Origin of the sequence: Mycolicibacterium septicum DSM 44393 (assembly GCF_000455325.1) — a bacterium.
Taxonomy (GTDB): domain Bacteria; phylum Actinomycetota; class Actinomycetes; order Mycobacteriales; family Mycobacteriaceae; genus Mycobacterium; species Mycobacterium septicum.
In genome coordinates this window covers 918431-933713 of record NZ_HG322953.1, presented here as the reverse complement: position 1 = coordinate 933713, position 15283 = coordinate 918431, and the positions used below count along the sequence as shown (strand labels likewise).

The window sequence follows — 15283 nt, the reverse complement described above, 5'->3', positions numbered from 1 at the left end:
CCGTCCACGTCCCGGAGGATCCATGACCTCGTTCGTGCACTGGCTGCAGCATGACACGGCCGGCCTGTTGACGCTGGCCGCGGTGTCCATCGCGGTGCTGCTGTTGTTGATCATCAAGCTCAAACTCGAACCGTTCATCGCACTGATCGTGGTCAGCATCGCTGTCGCGCTGATCGCGGGGATCCCCGTCAGCGAGCTGGTCGGGACCCCGGCGAAGGCATCGGATTCCTTGTTGGAGAAGGGTTTCGGCAGCATCCTCGGTCACATCACCGTGATCATCGGGCTAGGCACCGTGCTCGGGGCGATGCTCGAGAGGTCCGGCGGTGCCGACGCGCTGACCACCCGGTTGCTGAACCTGTTCGGTCCCAAGGGCGCTCCGCTCGCCATGGGCCTGACCGGCGTGGTGCTCGGCATCCCGATCTTCTTCGACATCGGCATCTTCATCCTGGCTCCGCTGGTGTACGTGGCGGCCAAGCGCGGCGGCAGATCGCTGGTGATGTACGCGATGCCGATGCTCGCCGGCCTGTCGATGACGCACGCCTTCCTGCCGCCACACCCTGGTCCGGTCGCGGCCGCAGGTCTGCTGCACGTCAGCCTCGGCTGGCTCATCATCATGGGCCTGGCCTGCGGTATCCCCGCCTGGTTCGTCAGCGGCGTGGCATGGGGTTCGTGGATCGGGAAACGGGTCCAGGTCGAGGTGCCCGACGAGTTCATCCCGGAGGAGGACGAGGCCGACACCGCCGATCCCCCGTCGATCGGGCTCATCGCGTTCATCATCCTGGCCCCGAGCACTGATCCTGGCCGCCACCCTCGCCGACGTCATGCTCGACGACGGTCGCCTGCTGTCGATCCTGACCCTTGTCGGCACCCCGGCCGTCGCATTGACCATCGCGGTACTGCTCGCGCTCTACCTTCTGGGAATCCGCCGGGGCATCTCCGCGACGGAACTCGGCAAGATCAGCGCGGCGTCCCTGCGCCCGGTCGGCATGATCCTGCTGGTGGTCGGTGCCGGTGCGTTCTTCGGTGCGGTGTTGCGCGCCACCGGAATCGGTACCGCGCTCGCCGACTCCATGACCGCCATCGGCCTGCCGGTGATCCTGTCGGCCTACCTGATCAGCTGTGCGCTACGGATCGCGCAGGGCTCGGCGACGGTGGCGATCGTGACGACGGCCGGCATCATCGAATCATCCATCGCCGCCGGGAACTACAGCCCGGCTCAGATCGCCCTGATCGTGGTCGCGGTGTCCGCAGGCTCCATCGTCGCCAGCCACGTCAACGACGGCGGATTCTGGATCGTGTCACGGTATTTCAACATGTCGGTGAAGGACACCCTCAAGACATGGACGGTGCTGGAGACCATCTTGTCGGTGGTCGGGTTCGCCATGGCCGGGCTGATCTGGCTGGTGGTCTGACCCGCGAGCAGTCGGTTAGGAGATCATCTCGCGACCCGGGTGCGCGTCGCGCCAGCCGGCCATCGCGGCATCCCAGTCCACACCGTCGAGCGCGGTCAGCGCAGCGGGGAACAATCCGTCCTCTTCCTTCGCGATGTGCACGTAGAGCTCCTCGATCTCATCGCGCACCCGTTGCCGATCCCCGGGGTCGGACAGGTCGACGACCTCGAGGAAGGCTGCCAGCTCACGGTGTTCGGCCACCAACGGGTCGATGTGCTCGGCGAAGAGCTCGTCGCGGTGCATCACCGCGAACAGCCCGTTCTCCTCACCCTGCCAATGGGACCGCAATTCCTCGAACATCGCCGTCAGCAGCTGACGGGCCGCGTCCAGCTCGCCGCGGTCCATGGCGCGTACCGCTTCACGGCCGTGGTCGACGGCCCGCTCGTGCTCGGCGATGTAATCCCGCAGAAGAGGCATGTCCCGGCATCCGCAGTATTGGCACATGCTCAATCACTAGCACTGCGGTGGGCGCGGGCGCTCTGATACAGGCAGATCGACGCCGCCGAGGCGATGTTGAGACTTTCGGAATGTCCGGGCATCGGAATGTGCACCCGGTGATCGGCGGCCGCGGCCAATTCGCTTGGCAGGCCGTGGGCTTCGGGGCCGAACAGCCAGGCCGTGGGCGGCGTCAGGTCGATGTGGTCGAGGTTGGCCTCGCCGTCGATCGTGGTGGCCAGCACCTGCAGCCCCGCGGCCTGCAACCGTGCAACGGTGGCGGCCTCGTCGGGCTCGCTGATCACCGGCACCGAGAAGATGCTGCCGGCCGACGCCCGCAGGCACTTGCTGTTGTAGGGGTCGACGCTGTTGCCGGCCAGCACCACCGCGTCGGCGCCCATCGCGTCGGCCGTGCGGATCAACGTACCGGCGTTGCCCGGCTCCGAGATCTGCACGGGTACCGCGATCAACCGGGGCGCGGCGGCCAGAACCTCGTCGAGTGAGACCTCCGGCAGTCGGCACACCGCCACCAGACCGACCGGGGTCACGGTGTCCGACAAGGCTTTCGCCGCACGCTCGGTGACCAGCTGCACCGGCGCATCGGCCAGCAGCGCACCGAAACGGTCGAGGGCGGCCTCGGTCGCGAACACCTCGGAAACAAGTCCGCGCCGCAACGCGGCCTCGACGAGGTTGGACCCCTCGGCAAGGAAGCGTGCGGCGCGGCGGCGCCCGACGTGGCGCTGCAGTTTGACCGCAGCAGCCACCCGGGCAGAACGCTCGGTGAGCGTCAGGCGGCCTCTCCGGAGGGCGCGTTGACGTCCTCGGGCAGGGCGGCCTTGGCGACCTCGACCAGCGCGGTGAACGCGGCGGCATCGCTGACGGCGATCTCGGCCAGGTTCTTGCGGTCGACCTCGACGCCTGCGGCCTTGAGGCCCTGGATCAGGCGGTTGTAGGTGATGTCGTTGGCGCGGGCCGCGGCGTTGATACGCGAGATCCACAGCTTGCGGAACTCACCCTTGCGGGCCCGGCGGTCCCGGTAGGCGTAGGTCAGCGAGTGGAGCTGCTGCTCCTTGGCCTTGCGGTAGAGCCGCGACCGCTGACCGCGGTAGCCCTTCGAGGCCTTGAGGACTGTGCGCCGCTTCTTCTGGGCGTTGAGTGCGCGCTTCACGCGTGCCATGGGATGTTCCTATTCTCGTTCGGTACGGGGAGCGGCAGATCTAGCCGTTGAGCATCTTGTTGACACGCTTGGTGTCGTTGGCAGCAACCACGGTGCGGCCGTCAAGCCGACGGGTGCGCTTGGTGGCCTTGTGCTCCAGCAGGTGGCGTCGGCCGGCCTTCTGGCGCACGATCTTGCCGGTCCCGGTCTTGCGGAAGCGCTTCGATGCTCCGCTGTGGGTCTTCGCCTTGGGCATGAATCCTCAGTTCTGTGTTGAAACTAGTTCTGCGTTACGTCTGGTTCTTCTGGTGCGGCTGGTGCAGCCTGCTGCCCGCCGGGGCGCTCGGCCTGCTCTGCCGCCTTGGCGCGAGTCTTCGCGCCGCGGTGCGGTGCCAGCACCATCGTCATGTTGCGGCCGTCCTGCTTGGCTGACGTCTCGACGAAGCCGTAATCGGCCACATCGGCGCCCAGCCGCTGCAGCAACCGGTACCCGAGTTCGGGGCGGGACTGCTCACGACCACGGAACATGATGGTCACCTTGACCTTGGACCCGGCTTCGAGGAAGCGGACCACATGGCCCTTCTTCGTCTCGTAGTCGTGGTCGTCGATCTTGGGACGCAGCTTCTGTTCCTTGACGACGGTCTGCTGCTGGTTCTTGCGAGACTCGCGCTCCTTGAGTGCCGTCTCGTACTTGAACTTGCCGTAATCCATGATCTTGCAGACCGGGGGTTTAGCGGCTGGTGCAACTTCGACGAGGTCGAGATCGGCATCCGCGGCGACGCGGAGAGCATCTTCGATGCGCACGATCCCTACCTGCTCGCCGTTCGGTCCGATCAGGCGGACTTCAGGTACTCGGATGCGCTCGTTGATGCGGGTCTCAGTGCTGATGGGGCCTCCTATGTTGGGTCTGCTGAGGAGACCCGCCCATCCGCACTTCTGCCCTGTAAGAACAGAAAAGCCCTGCTCAAAGCAGGGCCCAATGCCGACCGATCACGGCTTGCGCCGCCTGCAGCTCCAACGCTGAAGCACAGAACCGGTGTCCGAAGACGCCGGCGACCGGACCGTTGTACCTTGTGGCCAACGGTGGGAGTGGGACTCCACTTGCTGTCCCTGACATAAGCCGGGACGGTCGCGCATGACAGTCTAGCAGCTATGACGGATCCGACCGAAACGCCCGACGAAGCGACGCCGCAGCTACGGGAGCTGGCCGACATTCCCGCGGTGGAAGTGATCACCCGGGCGGCGGTCATGCTGATGAGTGCCGCAGCCGAGAAGATCGGGCTCTCGGCCGAGGACCCCGACGATAGTCCCCACCGTGATCTCGACGAGGCGCGCCGCCTCATCACCGCGCTGGCTGGTCTGGTGACGGCCTCCGCCGAGTACCTGGGACCCCACGCGGGCCCCGTCCGCGACGGTCTGAAGAGCCTGCAGTTGGCGTTCCGCGAAGCCAGCGCGGCTCCTGAAGAACCGGGCAAAGGCCCAGGAGAGAAGTACACCGGCCCGGTCTGGTAACCACCTGGGCGGTGTCTGTGCGCGCGATCGACCCAATTGACGGTTTGACCGCCTATTCTCCGGGCGTATGACCGTTATCAGCCGCGGCCGCCGCACCGGGGTCCAGCCCGCGTCGAGGTTCTCCTGGGTTCCCGCAGCAGCCGGTTGGACCGTGGGCGTCATCGCGACCCTGTCGCTCATCGCCAGCGTGTCTCAAACGGTGCGCTGGCTGATCCAGGTGCCGCGAGAGTTCGTCAACGACTACATCTTCAACTTTCCCGACACCAGCTTCTCGTGGGCCTTCGTGCTGGCGCTGCTGGCCGCGGCACTCGCCGCCCGTAAGCGGATCGCCTGGTGGATCCTGGTGCTCTACATGGTGGGCGCCGTCGGCTGGAACCTCGGCGATCTCGCCACCGGCGGCGACCCACTGGCCGAGGACGTCGGCGAGGTCATCGGCCTGGCGTTCCACGTGGTGGCCATCGTCTGCCTGGTGTTGGCCCGCAACCAGTTCTGGGCCAAGGTGCGCCGGGGCGCACTGCTCAAATCCGCCGTCGTCCTGGTCGCAGGCATGGCGATCGGCATCCTGGCCGCGTGGGCACTGCTGGAACTGTTCCCGGGCACCCTGGCGCCGGAGTGGCGGCTGCTGTATGCCGTCAACCGGGTGAGCGGCTTCGCCACCGTCCCGACCGAGGTCTTCGAGGGCTACTCGCATCCCTTCCTCAACGCGATCTTCGGCTTGTTCGGCGCGCTGGCACTTATGGCTGCCGCGGTCGTGCTGTTCCAGTCGCAACGCGCCTCCAATGCGCTCACGGGTGAGGACGAATCGGCGATCCGCGGATTGTTGGAGGCCTACGGCAAGAACGACTCGTTGGGGTACTTCGCCACCCGTCGTGACAAGTCGGTGGTGTTCGCCCCCAACGGCCGCGCCGCGATCGCCTACCGCGTGGAGGTGGGCGTGTGCCTGGCCGGCGGCGATCCGGTCGGCGACCCCAAGGCGTGGCCGCAGGCGATCGCGGCCTGGCTGCAGTTGTGCCAGACCTATGGCTGGGCGCCGGGCGTGATGGGCGCCAGTTCGCTGGCGGCCGAGGCGTTCCGTGCGGCCGGACTCAACGCGCTGCAGCTCGGCGACGAGGCCATCCTGCATCCCGACAACTTCCGGCTGTCCGGACCCGACATGCGTGCGGTGCGCCAGGCCGTCACCCGGGCCCGGCGGGCCGGGACCTCGGTGCGGATCCGACGCCACCGAGAGCTGGATCAGGCCGAGATGGCTGACGTGATCAAGCGCGCCGATGCCTGGCGGGACACCGAGACCGAACGCGGCTTCTCGATGGCGCTGGGCAGGCTCGGCGACCCGGCCGACGGTGACTGCCTGCTCGTCGAGGCCGTGCAGCAGCGCGGGGACAACCCGGAGCCCGAGGTGGTCGCGTTGCTGTCGCTGGTGCCGTGGGGCGCCAACGGCGTCTCGCTCGACGTCATGCGCCGCTCCCCCCAATCCCCCAACGGCACCATCGAGCTGATGGTCAGCGAACTGTGCATGCAGTCCGAAGGCATTGGGGTCAGCCGGATTTCATTGAACTTCGCGATGTTCCGGTCGGCGTTCCAACAGGGCGCGCAGCTGGGCGCGGGTCCGGTGGCCCGGCTCTGGCGGGCGCTGCTGGTGTTCTTCTCCCGGTGGTGGCAGCTGGAGACGCTGTACCGCTCGAACATGAAGTACCAGCCCGAGTGGGTTCCGCGGTACGCCTGCTACGAGGATGCCCGGTTGATCCCGCGGGTCGGGGTGGCCTCGGTGATCGCCGAGGGTTTCCTGGTGCTGCCGTTCTCCCGGCGAAACAAGCAGCACACCGGTGAACACGTCGCGGCCCCGGCCGATCTGGTGGATTCGGGCCGGTTGCACCACGACGGCAGCGCTCCTGACCGCAGCGGGCTGCGGGACGATCTCACCGACGACGAGCAACAGCGGCTGCCCGAGCAGGTCCGGGTCCGGATGGCCAAGCTGCGCCAGTTGCAGGCCGACGGTGTGGACGCCTATCCCGTGGGCCAGGCTCCCAGCCATACCGTCGCGGCCGCACTGGAATCCGCCGACGGTGACAGCGTAAGCGTGGCCGGGCGGATCCTTCGGGTCCGGGACTACGGCGGGGTGCTGTTCGCCCAACTGCGCGATTGGTCGGGTGAAGTCCAGCTGTTGCTGGACAACGCCCGCCTGACGCAGGCCGGCACCGCCGACTTCACCGCGACCATCGACCTCGGCGATCTGATCGAGGTCAGCGGTGCGATGGGGCGGAGCCGCAACGGCACCCACTCGTTGCTGGTCGACAGTTGGCGATTGATCGGGAAATGCCTCCGGCCGTTGCCGGACAAATGGAAGGGCCTGACCGACCAGGAGGCCCGGGTACGGGCCCGCTACGTGGACCTGGCCGTCAACGCCGAGTCGCGGGACTTGATCCGGGCCCGCAGCGGCGCCCTGCACGCCATCCGGGAGACGTTGTACGCCAAGGGTTTCCTCGAAGTGGAGACCCCGATCCTGCAACAGATCCACGGCGGCGCCAACGCCCGGCCGTTCCTGACCCACATCAACGCCTACGACCTGGACCTGTACCTGCGGATCGCGCCCGAGCTCTACCTCAAGCGGTTGTGCGTCGGCGGTGTCGAGCGGGTCTTCGAACTCGGCCGGGCCTTCCGCAACGAAGGCGTGGATTTCAGCCACAACCCGGAGTTCACCCTGCTGGAGGCCTACCAGGCGCACGCCGACTACAACGTATGGATCGACGGCTGCCGCGAGCTGATCCAGAATGCCGCCCAGGCCGCCAACGGTGCCCAGGTCTTCCAGCGGCCGCGGGCCGACGGAGTTCTCGAACCGGTCGACATCTCTGGTCCGTGGGCGGTCAAGACCGTGCACGACGCGGTGTCGGAAGCCCTCGGCGAGCAGGTCACCGTCGAGACGGATCTGGCCACGCTGCGCCGGCTCTGCGATGCGGCCCACATCCCGTACCTGACCCACTGGGATGCCGGGGCCGTGGTGCTGGAGATGTACGAGCACCTCGTCGAGGACCGCACCGAAGAACCCACGTTCTACAAGGATTTCCCGACGTCGGTGTCGCCGCTGACCCGGCCGCACCGCAGCATCCCCGGGGTTGCCGAGCGCTGGGACCTGGTGGCCTGGGGCGTCGAGCTGGGCACTGCCTACAGCGAACTGACCGACCCCGTCGAACAGCGCCGGCGGCTGCAGGAACAGTCTTTGCTGGCCTCGGGCGGTGACCCCGAGGCGATGGAACTCGACGAGGATTTCCTGCAGGCGATGGAGTACGCCATGCCGCCGACGGGCGGCCTCGGCATGGGGGTGGACCGCGTGGTCATGCTGATCACCGGCCGCAGCATCCGCGAGACACTGCCCTTTCCGCTGGCCAAACCCCGTTAGCAGGCGCTTCACAGCCGATCCCAAGATTCGGCGGCGACGATGTGGTTGTGACGTTCACTCACCACCTGTCCTTGATGCACGGCTGGGTTCCGACCAGCGTCCAAGTCATCACCGCCGTGGTACTGATCGCCGCAATCGGCTGGCGTACCCGCCGCTGGGCGCTCATCTGGCTGCCGTTGGCCGCCGCGGTGGGCGGCATCTTGGTCGCCGGCACCAACTGGTACATCGATTCCGAGGGGCTGGCGGGCAACCCCGCGCCCCGCTCGCTGTGGGTGTGGATCGCGCTGACCGGCGTGGCGATCGTGGTCATGCTCGCCGGGTGGCGCGGCAGCCGGTGGTGGAAGCGTGGCACCGCGGTCATGGCGGTACCGCTGACCCTGCTCTGCACGGCACTGGCGCTGAACCTGTGGGTGGGTTACTTCCCGTGGGTACAGACCGCGTGGAACCAGTTGACCGCCGGTCCGCTACCCGATCAGACCGATGAGGTCACGGTGGCCGCGATGCAACGGCAGGGCACCATCCCGGCCAAAGGCAGCGTCGTTCCGGTCGAGATCCCGAACACCGCTTCGGGTTTCCGGCATCGTGGTGAATACGTCTACCTGCCGCCGGCGTGGTTCGCCACCAATCCTGCGCCGCAGCTGCCGACGGTCATGATGATCGGCGGCGAGTTCAACACCCCGGCCGACTGGATGCGGGCCGGCAACGTGATCAAGACGATGGACGACTTCGCCGCGGGCCACCACGGGTACGCACCGGTGATGGTGTTCGTCGACCCGGGCGGCACCTTCAACAACGACACCGAATGTGTGAACGGCAAGCGCGGGAACTCCGCCGACCACCTCACCAAAGACGTTGTGCCCTATATGAACAGCCACTACGGCGTCAAACCGGCCGCTGCCAACTGGGGTATCGTCGGCTGGTCGATGGGCGGCACCTGCGCGGTGGACCTGGCAGTCATGCACCCCGAGTTGTTCAGTTCGTTCGTGGACATCGCCGGCGACATCGGTCCGAACTCTGGCACCAAGGCACAGACCGTCGACCGGCTGTTCGGCGGGAGTTCCGCGGCCTGGGACGCCTTCGACCCGAGCACCGTGATCAACCGGCACGGCCAGTACGACCAGACGGCCGGCTGGTTCGACGTCAACGACACCTCGACGGCGGGCAAGCCCGCCGGTCGCGCCAACGATCAGGCCAAGGCGGCCAACGCACTGTGTGCGCTCGGCTCCAAACACGGCATCTCCTGCGCGGTGGTGACCCACCAGGGCACCCACGACTGGCCGTTCGCCAGTCACGCGTTCACCGCGGCGCTACCGTGGCTGGCCGGCGTCCTCGACACCCCGCAGGTGCCCGCGATCGGACTGCCTCAGTCATCGCCCTCGGCGGCGTTCATCCAGACCGCCGCCAAGTAGCGGTCAGTAATCGGATTCGGCCGCGCGTAGCTCGGCCAGGAAGGCGTCGATTCCGGGGCTCGCCAGCCGGGCCCGCGCGAACGCACGCACCCGGTCCCGGTCCGCCGCGGACTCGTCGACACCGTCGGTGCCGACCCGCAGCGTGGCCTGCGACCAATCCAGGTTCCACGCGCGGGTCTCGCTGAGCGGCTGCCCATCTGGAGCCTGCAGCGGCAGTACGGCGCGGCCCGTGGCGTCGAGGACACCGGAGCCCTCGCAGCCGCTGCCACGCATCTCCACCCCGATACCCGCCGACGAATCCGGGCCCGACAGCGCGACCCGCACCACCGCGCCGGTTTCCTCCCCGACGGCGGTCACCGACCACTCGATGGTGTCCTCGGCAGCGTCGAACACCCCGGGCGGTACCGCCGCCCAGTCGACGGTCGCCACCCCTCGGGCGATCAGGCCCGCGTCATCGGATCCGTCGCCGGCCCCGGCCGCCAGCGCATAGTCCTGCTGCCGCGCCGCCGAGATGACGGTGCCGGGCCAGTCCAGCCCGATCTCAGCGGCCAACTCCCGACACTTCCCGACCAGCTCGGCAACCCTCGGATCACCTTGACCGGCAAGGAAGTTCAGCGTCTCCATGTGGGGCGCCAGCAGGTCGACCGCATCGGAATCCAGGGTGTCGTCGGTGAAGAAGTCCTCGGTGGCCACCGTCAGCAGGGCGAGTTCCGCGTCGAGCACCGGGCGTTCCAGTGCCGCGATCCCGTCCCGGTCACTCGCCGGCCACCACCGACGAATCCAGTGGCCGATTGCCAGCCGCCGCAACGCATCCGTCGAGCCGGGCAGCAACTCCACACCGGGCAGGTCGAGCGGTTGTCCCGGTTCCCCGTGACGCAGCGCGTCCAGAACAGCGACATGGCCGGGCTCCCCGAGCACGCGCCACAACCAATCCGCACGCTCGGGGTCGGTGAATGCGATGGAAGGAGGTTCGCCGGCGCCCCCATCCACCACCCACGACAGCACGGCGCCGCCGACCTCCAGCACCGCGACCAAGGGCGCACCCTGGTCCAGCGGGCCCGTGCTCCACAGGCCGGCATCAGCACCCAATTTCACTCTGCCACCTGCACTTCCAGCATCGCCTTGATCCGCTGCCGATGATCGAGGCTGACCGATCTGGCCACACCCTCCAACAGGGACCGCAGGTCGTCGATGTCCGCGCAGGACTCTTGCCACACGTCGCGGCCGTGCAGCCGTGCCCACAGCCGGCTCAGATAGGGGCGGGCGAACCCGCCGAGGTCGTCGATCACCTGCTGCTGGCGCGGGTGCACGGCGGCGCCTGCCGCCAGGTAGCGGCGGGCATGCAGCACATAGGCCTCCTTGGCCAGCCGGGCCTGGATGCGTGCCGACAGTTGATAGCGCCCCGATGCCGACGCGTCGAGCGGATGCAGGTCGGTGGCCACCTCGATGCCGGTCAGAAGCGCGGCCTGCTTGTCCTCGGCGAGCAGCCCCCACGGCGCGCAGGCCCGGTCCACCTCCTCCGCGCACAGCAGCGGGAGATCGGGCAGTTCGTCGCGGTCCAGTGCCCGGCGCAATGTCGCCCGCACCCGGTCCACCACGCTGCGGTCCAGCGGACGGTCGCCCTCCCCCTGACCGCTGATCGACGGCGGCCGTTGCGGCTGAACCGAACTCAGTCCGATGCCGACGATCGACCATGGCAGGCCGGCCTCGGCACGTCGCGCTCCCGCGCCCAGGTTGTACGGCGTCGCGTCGGCCACCAACGCCGACCACACCCGCTGCCGGGCCGCCTCGGCACGGTGGCTGTCGGCCGGACCGAGCACGGTGGTCAGCCCGGCGAAGAACGGCCCGGTGATCGCGTCCGACGGGACCACGTCATCCCAGCTGCGCTCGAGTTGGCGATGCAACCGGTCGATCACCTGCGGATCGGCCACATATCCGTTGAGCGCCTCGATCGCCGTGCGGTCCCGGCCCTCGTGCAGACCGGCCAGCACCTCGGCCGCCACCTGCGCGCTGTCGACCGCCGGTGCGCCACGATTCACCGCGAGTTCGAAACAGACCGGGAAATAGAGCTCCTGGGCGTTGCCCGTGGTGATACGAAGACGCCGGCGTTGCTGCTTGAGTTCGGCGAACCAGGCTGCTGCGGCACGCAGATGCGGCCCGCTGCGCACCATCTGTTCGTGCAGTTCGGCGGCCACGTCCGGCGCCAGCACCGGTGCCGAATAGTGGGTGTTGCTGCGCAGCCTGAGCACCAGGGGGTCGATGATCCGTTTGACGGTCCGGCGCAGCGGTCCGCCGTCGTCACCGCTGAACACCTCGACTCCCGGCCCGAGTGCCCGCCAGGCCCGGTCGATCACGGCGCGGCGCGGCTGGGCCGAATTCATGCCCGAATCCGGGCCGGCCTCAGCCCCAGCCGTGTCGGACCCGATGCTCACCGGCACCAGGATAGAGCCGAAGTTGGGTTCGGTAGCCGTGGCCGGGCCGGACCCTTGTGGTCATGACCGACGCCGTGCTGATCACCGTCCTGTGCCTGTTGTGCACCGGCGCCGTGTTGACCGCCGCCCGCCGGGCACGATGTGGCCACCCGAACGACGAGGCCGACGAGCGGCTGGTCACCCTCGGCGAGCTGGTGGCAGAGTTCGACCACATGCTGGTCAGCAAGGGATTGCTGACCGGAACACAACTTGCGCTGATCCGTACCGGAACCCGGTCGCGCGGCGTCATCACCGGGATGCGCGCCACCGGCGCGATCCGGGAGGACTACCGCGAGGTCGTACTCGACCTGATCGTCAGCCGCCGCGGCGGCGGTCAGTTCCCGGTTCGTGAGCGGACGATGGTCCCGGCGACAGCCCTGGCGAAGGTGTCACCCGGCAACGTGATCGACACCTATTACCTACCCGGCGACGAGAGCACCGTCGCGGTCTGCGTAACCCCGGCTTGATTCAGCGGGCGCCGTCGACGGCGAACGTGGCCATTGCGGCCCAGTGCAGCGGAGTGGCCGTGGTGTCACCGTCGCGCCAGCGGCGCATCGTGGCGCGCTGCCAGCGGTTGACCGCCAGGCCGGCGTCGTCGTCGCGATGTGCCAGATCCACCCCGACGATGGTGTCCGCCATCGGATCGGCCTCGGGCGCATTGCCGAACTGCCGGAAGCCGGCGGTGGTCGGCAGCGACCACAGCGTCGCGGTGACCAACTGCGCGCCGCCCAGGATCATGGCGGCGACCAGTCCGGCCGCCTCGTCGAACCGGTAGTCGCCGCCGGATGCGCACGCCAGCAACGCCACCCGGGGCGGCATGCGCAGCCGCGCGGCGATCATCTCCCCCGCTGTCAGCGGCCGGCCTTCGGCCAGATGCAGCGCCGCACGGTCGGCATGCCCGGTGGCGCCGTCAGCGGCACTGGCGTGCCCGACGTAGAGCAGCCGGCTCGGGTCCTGGGCGCACGCGTCGGCCAACCAGCTCCGGTCGATATCGGTGCGACGGAACAACTCGACGGTCTCGGCGACCTTCGGCAGGACGGCGTGGCCGGCCACCAGGTCGCCGAAATGTTCCGACAGCGGGGTCTGGGGCGACGGGCGACCCAGCACCGAGCCCAGGGCCGAATCCGGCCGCTGTCCTGGAATGCGCGGATCCAGCACCAGCACCGGCGGGCGTCCGAGGCGGTCCTGCCAGCGGGCCGGGGTGCGTGGTGCGTGAACGATGTTGGGCGGCACCGCCATCAGCACGTCCACCATCTCCATCAACCGGAAACCGTCGGGACCTGGCATCGCCAACTGCCCCCAGGGCACCCGGCCCAACCGCGGGCTCGGCGTCACGAACAGCACGGGCCGCACGTCGGCGACGCAGTCGGCCAGCAGCTGCCAGCCTTCGATCCCGATCAGGTGCGAGCCCAGCAACCGGGCCAGGTCGAACTCCGCCTCGGCGGTGGCGAAAGCGCCTGTGGTCACGGCCCGTTCGATCGCGTCGCCGTGGGTTTCGGCACCGATCGGATCGGGCAGCGCAGGGTTGAGAGCGGCCTCCACCGCCTGCATGTGCGGTTCCTCGATCACCCAGGTGACCGAACGTTGCGGCTCCCCCACCACGCGCAGGCTCACATAGGTCGCGATGCCGACATCGGCGAACCGCAATACCAGCGTGTCGGTCATGGCCACGTCGTCCATTCCCCGCCGGGCGCGGTGACATCCTGGCCGTACCGCTGCAGCGCCAGCTCCCGGTAGTGGCTCATTATCGGGCCCGAACTCGGGTCCATCCGCAAGGGTGGCAACGGTCCGAGCCGCCTCAGTGTGCCTTCGCCGCCGACCGGTTCTGCAGCGGCCGCAACCGCGAGCTGGGGCGCGAGCTCGGCTTCGACCGGGGTCACCGCCGTGGCGGTTCCGGTCCAGTCCGCGGCCGGACCCGGCTCGGCTGCCGGTTCCGCACTGAAAGTTCCTCGCGCGCTGTGGTATTCGACGAGTTCACAGGTCAGCTCGGTATTGTCCGATTCCCACGCGACCGCGAACGCCCCCGCCAGCAAGGGAGCCGAGACGCCGCTGGCCCACCGGGCCCTGGCCCCGGCGTCGGTGATCGTGTAGCGCACCGAGTCGACTGCCAGCGCGGCGGGAACCTTCAGATCGGCGGCCCGGTCGAGCTTGACCATCGCACGGCGGTACTCCGGCGTGCCCGGGGCGCAGTCGACCACGCCGAGCCCCGCCGCGTGCCGGGCCTCGACCTGGTTCCAGTCCTGGCCGGGCTCGCCGACGCCGTCGAAACCCATCTCGACGAGCGCATCGGCCCGCCAGATGTTGCCGAGGTGCGCATCGAGCCGGGCGTACTGCAGCCAGCTGTGTCGCGGCGAGGCGTCCAGGAAATGGCGGGCCTGCTCCACCAGTTGCATCGCCTCTTCGAACGCGCCACGGAAGATGGCGATCCAGCTGCGCTGCAAGAGGATCCGATGAATGTGGATCGGCTTGCCCAGCTCCCGCCAGTGCCGCTCGGCGTGTTCCCAGCATTCATCGGCTTCCTTCAAGCGACCGAGCCCCACCCGGATCAGCCCGAAATACAGCCAGCTCCGGGAGACGTCGTGGGCGCGGGCATGGTCGGCGATCACCGGGTAGGCGGCGGTGACCAGGTCCTGGGTCTCCGCGTAACGACCGGCCGACCAGGCCGAGGCCCCTCGCTCGAGCTGAGCGCGGGCGGTCGCGAGCTTCCAGCCGCGGGCCTCGGCGCGGGCGCCGGCCCGGCGCAACCACGGTTCGGCCTCGTCGAGGCGACCGGACTCGATGCAGAACCGGCCGTAGCCCAGGGCGCCCGTGACGAAAAGATGATCGATCTCGGCGTCGTCGGCGCCCGGCCCCGCATTCTGCAAGGTGTCGAGCACCTCGGCCCACACCGGCACCGACGCGGCGTACAGATCGTCGTCGCACAAACTGCTCGCGATCAGAATCCTGGTGTGGCAGATCAGGTTACGGTGCTCGGGCGCCAAATCCGGGTAATTTCCCGGGGCTTCGATCAGCGCCTCCAGATGTGCTGCGGCACTGTCGTGATCACCGCGAGCCGCGGCGAGTCCGGCGTCCAGAAACTCGACCCGCCGGGTATAGCGGCAGAGCATGTGATCGATCGCCTGGTCGGACATGGTGACCTCGGCGGCGAGGTCGGGGCGCTCCCCCGAACGGATGGCAACGTAGATCGCCAGACAATCGCGGATGCGGGAAATACTTTCCACCACACCCTCATACGCGGTGCGCACCAGGTAGATCTCACCGAGTTGGGCGAACACCTCGAGCGCGTGGTCGTCGCGGTCGGCCTGCTCGATCAGGGGCAGCTGCGACACCAGCAGGTCGCGGGCTGCGACCTCTTCGGCAGACAGCGTCAGGTGACGGGCGCGGTCGAGTTCGCCGGCGATGGTCACCTCTGCACCATATAAAAGCGGCGGGCGTACCCGGCAGAAGGTCTGCCG

The 15283-nt window shown here is 68.5% G+C and carries 13 protein-coding genes and 1 pseudogene; 5 read left to right on the top strand and 9 right to left on the bottom strand.

The annotated features are described in order from the left end of the window. Positions 1–22: 22 nt before the first annotated feature. Positions 23–1412: pseudogene (locus TX88_RS31245) on the top strand (GntP family permease). A 15-nt stretch (positions 1413–1427) separates the two neighbouring features. On the opposite strand, the gene TX88_RS31240 reads toward TX88_RS31245, so the two are convergent. From TX88_RS31240 to infC, 5 genes are read right to left on the bottom strand one after another with little or no spacing between them, the layout of a single operon-like run. Then, on the bottom strand, positions 1428–1868 hold the full coding sequence (locus tag TX88_RS31240; RefSeq protein ID WP_084622289.1) for a hemerythrin domain-containing protein: 441 nt from the start codon (positions 1866–1868) through the stop codon (positions 1428–1430). Positions 1869–1897: 29 nt separating this feature from the next. Continuing rightward, a complete protein-coding gene (locus tag TX88_RS31235) occupies positions 1898–2650 on the bottom strand; it encodes a TrmH family RNA methyltransferase (protein ID WP_044524064.1) in 753 nt (250 codons plus the stop codon). 23 nt (positions 2651–2673) lie between these two features. After that, positions 2674–3063 carry a 50S ribosomal protein L20 gene (rplT, locus tag TX88_RS31230; protein WP_003885175.1) on the bottom strand — a complete coding sequence of 130 codons (390 nt, stop codon included), beginning with the start codon at positions 3061–3063 and terminating at the stop codon, positions 2674–2676. A 40-nt stretch (positions 3064–3103) separates the two neighbouring features. Further along, a complete protein-coding gene (rpmI, locus tag TX88_RS31225) occupies positions 3104–3298 on the bottom strand; it encodes a 50S ribosomal protein L35 (RefSeq protein WP_003885176.1) in 195 nt (64 codons plus the stop codon). 23 nt (positions 3299–3321) lie between these two features. Continuing rightward, positions 3322–3930: a translation initiation factor IF-3 gene (gene infC, locus TX88_RS31220; RefSeq protein WP_234788048.1), complete on the bottom strand. Its 609-nt coding sequence runs from the start codon at positions 3928–3930 to the stop codon at positions 3322–3324. Between the two features lie 264 nt (positions 3931–4194). Here infC and TX88_RS31215 point away from each other — a divergent pair, with 264 nt between their 5' ends. The 3 genes from TX88_RS31215 to TX88_RS31205 all read left to right on the top strand — a co-directional run bounded on the left by TX88_RS31215 (position 4195) and on the right by TX88_RS31205 (position 9357). Further along, positions 4195–4554 (top strand): DUF1844 domain-containing protein, encoded by a 360-nt coding sequence (locus tag TX88_RS31215; RefSeq protein WP_044524055.1) that lies wholly within the window; start codon positions 4195–4197, stop codon positions 4552–4554. A 67-nt stretch (positions 4555–4621) separates the two neighbouring features. Continuing rightward, complete coding sequence (gene lysX, locus TX88_RS31210) at positions 4622–7948, top strand: bifunctional lysylphosphatidylglycerol synthetase/lysine--tRNA ligase LysX (RefSeq protein WP_044524053.1); 3327 nt, start codon at positions 4622–4624, stop codon at positions 7946–7948. 74 nt (positions 7949–8022) lie between these two features. Further along, entirely contained in the window at positions 8023–9357 is a 1335-nt protein-coding gene (locus tag TX88_RS31205; RefSeq protein ID WP_044524438.1) for an alpha/beta hydrolase, read from the top strand. Between the two features lie 3 nt (positions 9358–9360). Here the strand turns inward: TX88_RS31205 and TX88_RS31200 are convergent, their stop codons facing one another. Continuing rightward, complete coding sequence (locus TX88_RS31200) at positions 9361–10452, bottom strand: hypothetical protein (protein ID WP_044524050.1); 1092 nt, start codon at positions 10450–10452, stop codon at positions 9361–9363. Beyond that, the gene (locus TX88_RS31195; RefSeq protein WP_409365902.1) at positions 10449–11789 is read right to left on the bottom strand and encodes a hypothetical protein; all 1341 of its coding nucleotides are present in this window, start codon (positions 11787–11789) and stop codon (positions 10449–10451) included. Before TX88_RS31195 ends, TX88_RS31200 begins: the two co-directional genes overlap by 4 nt. Before the next feature lie 62 nt (positions 11790–11851). Between TX88_RS31195 and TX88_RS31190 the strand changes: the two genes are divergently transcribed. Continuing rightward, positions 11852–12295 (top strand): hypothetical protein, encoded by a 444-nt coding sequence (locus tag TX88_RS31190; protein WP_044524433.1) that lies wholly within the window; start codon positions 11852–11854, stop codon positions 12293–12295. 1 nt (position 12296) lies between these two features. Here the strand turns inward: TX88_RS31190 and TX88_RS31185 are convergent, their stop codons facing one another. Further along, the gene (locus TX88_RS31185; RefSeq protein WP_209447128.1) at positions 12297–13493 is read right to left on the bottom strand and encodes a CHAT domain-containing protein; all 1197 of its coding nucleotides are present in this window, start codon (positions 13491–13493) and stop codon (positions 12297–12299) included. After that, positions 13490–15235: an ATP-binding protein gene (locus tag TX88_RS31180; RefSeq protein WP_044524046.1), complete on the bottom strand. Its 1746-nt coding sequence runs from the start codon at positions 15233–15235 to the stop codon at positions 13490–13492. The genes TX88_RS31185 and TX88_RS31180 overlap by 4 nt, the downstream gene beginning before the upstream one ends. Positions 15236–15283 lie beyond the last annotated feature (48 nt).

What these genes read in the sequence shown, in the direction of transcription:
- TX88_RS31240 (WP_084622289.1), bottom strand. Translation starts at nt 1,868, where the DNA reads ATGCCTCTTCTGCGGGATTACATCGCCGAGCACGAGCGGGCCGTCGAC.
- rplT (WP_003885175.1), bottom strand. Translation starts at nt 3,063, where the DNA reads ATGGCACGCGTGAAGCGCGCACTCAACGCCCAGAAGAAGCGGCGCACA.
- rpmI (WP_003885176.1), bottom strand. Translation starts at nt 3,298, where the DNA reads ATGCCCAAGGCGAAGACCCACAGCGGAGCATCGAAGCGCTTCCGCAAG.
- TX88_RS31215 (WP_044524055.1), top strand. Translation starts at nt 4,195, where the DNA reads ATGACGGATCCGACCGAAACGCCCGACGAAGCGACGCCGCAGCTACGG.
- lysX (WP_044524053.1), top strand. Translation starts at nt 4,622, where the DNA reads ATGACCGTTATCAGCCGCGGCCGCCGCACCGGGGTCCAGCCCGCGTCG.
- TX88_RS31205 (WP_044524438.1), top strand. Translation starts at nt 8,023, where the DNA reads ATGCACGGCTGGGTTCCGACCAGCGTCCAAGTCATCACCGCCGTGGTA.
- TX88_RS31190 (WP_044524433.1), top strand. Translation starts at nt 11,852, where the DNA reads ATGACCGACGCCGTGCTGATCACCGTCCTGTGCCTGTTGTGCACCGGC.
- TX88_RS31185 (WP_209447128.1), bottom strand. Translation starts at nt 13,493, where the DNA reads ATGACCGACACGCTGGTATTGCGGTTCGCCGATGTCGGCATCGCGACC.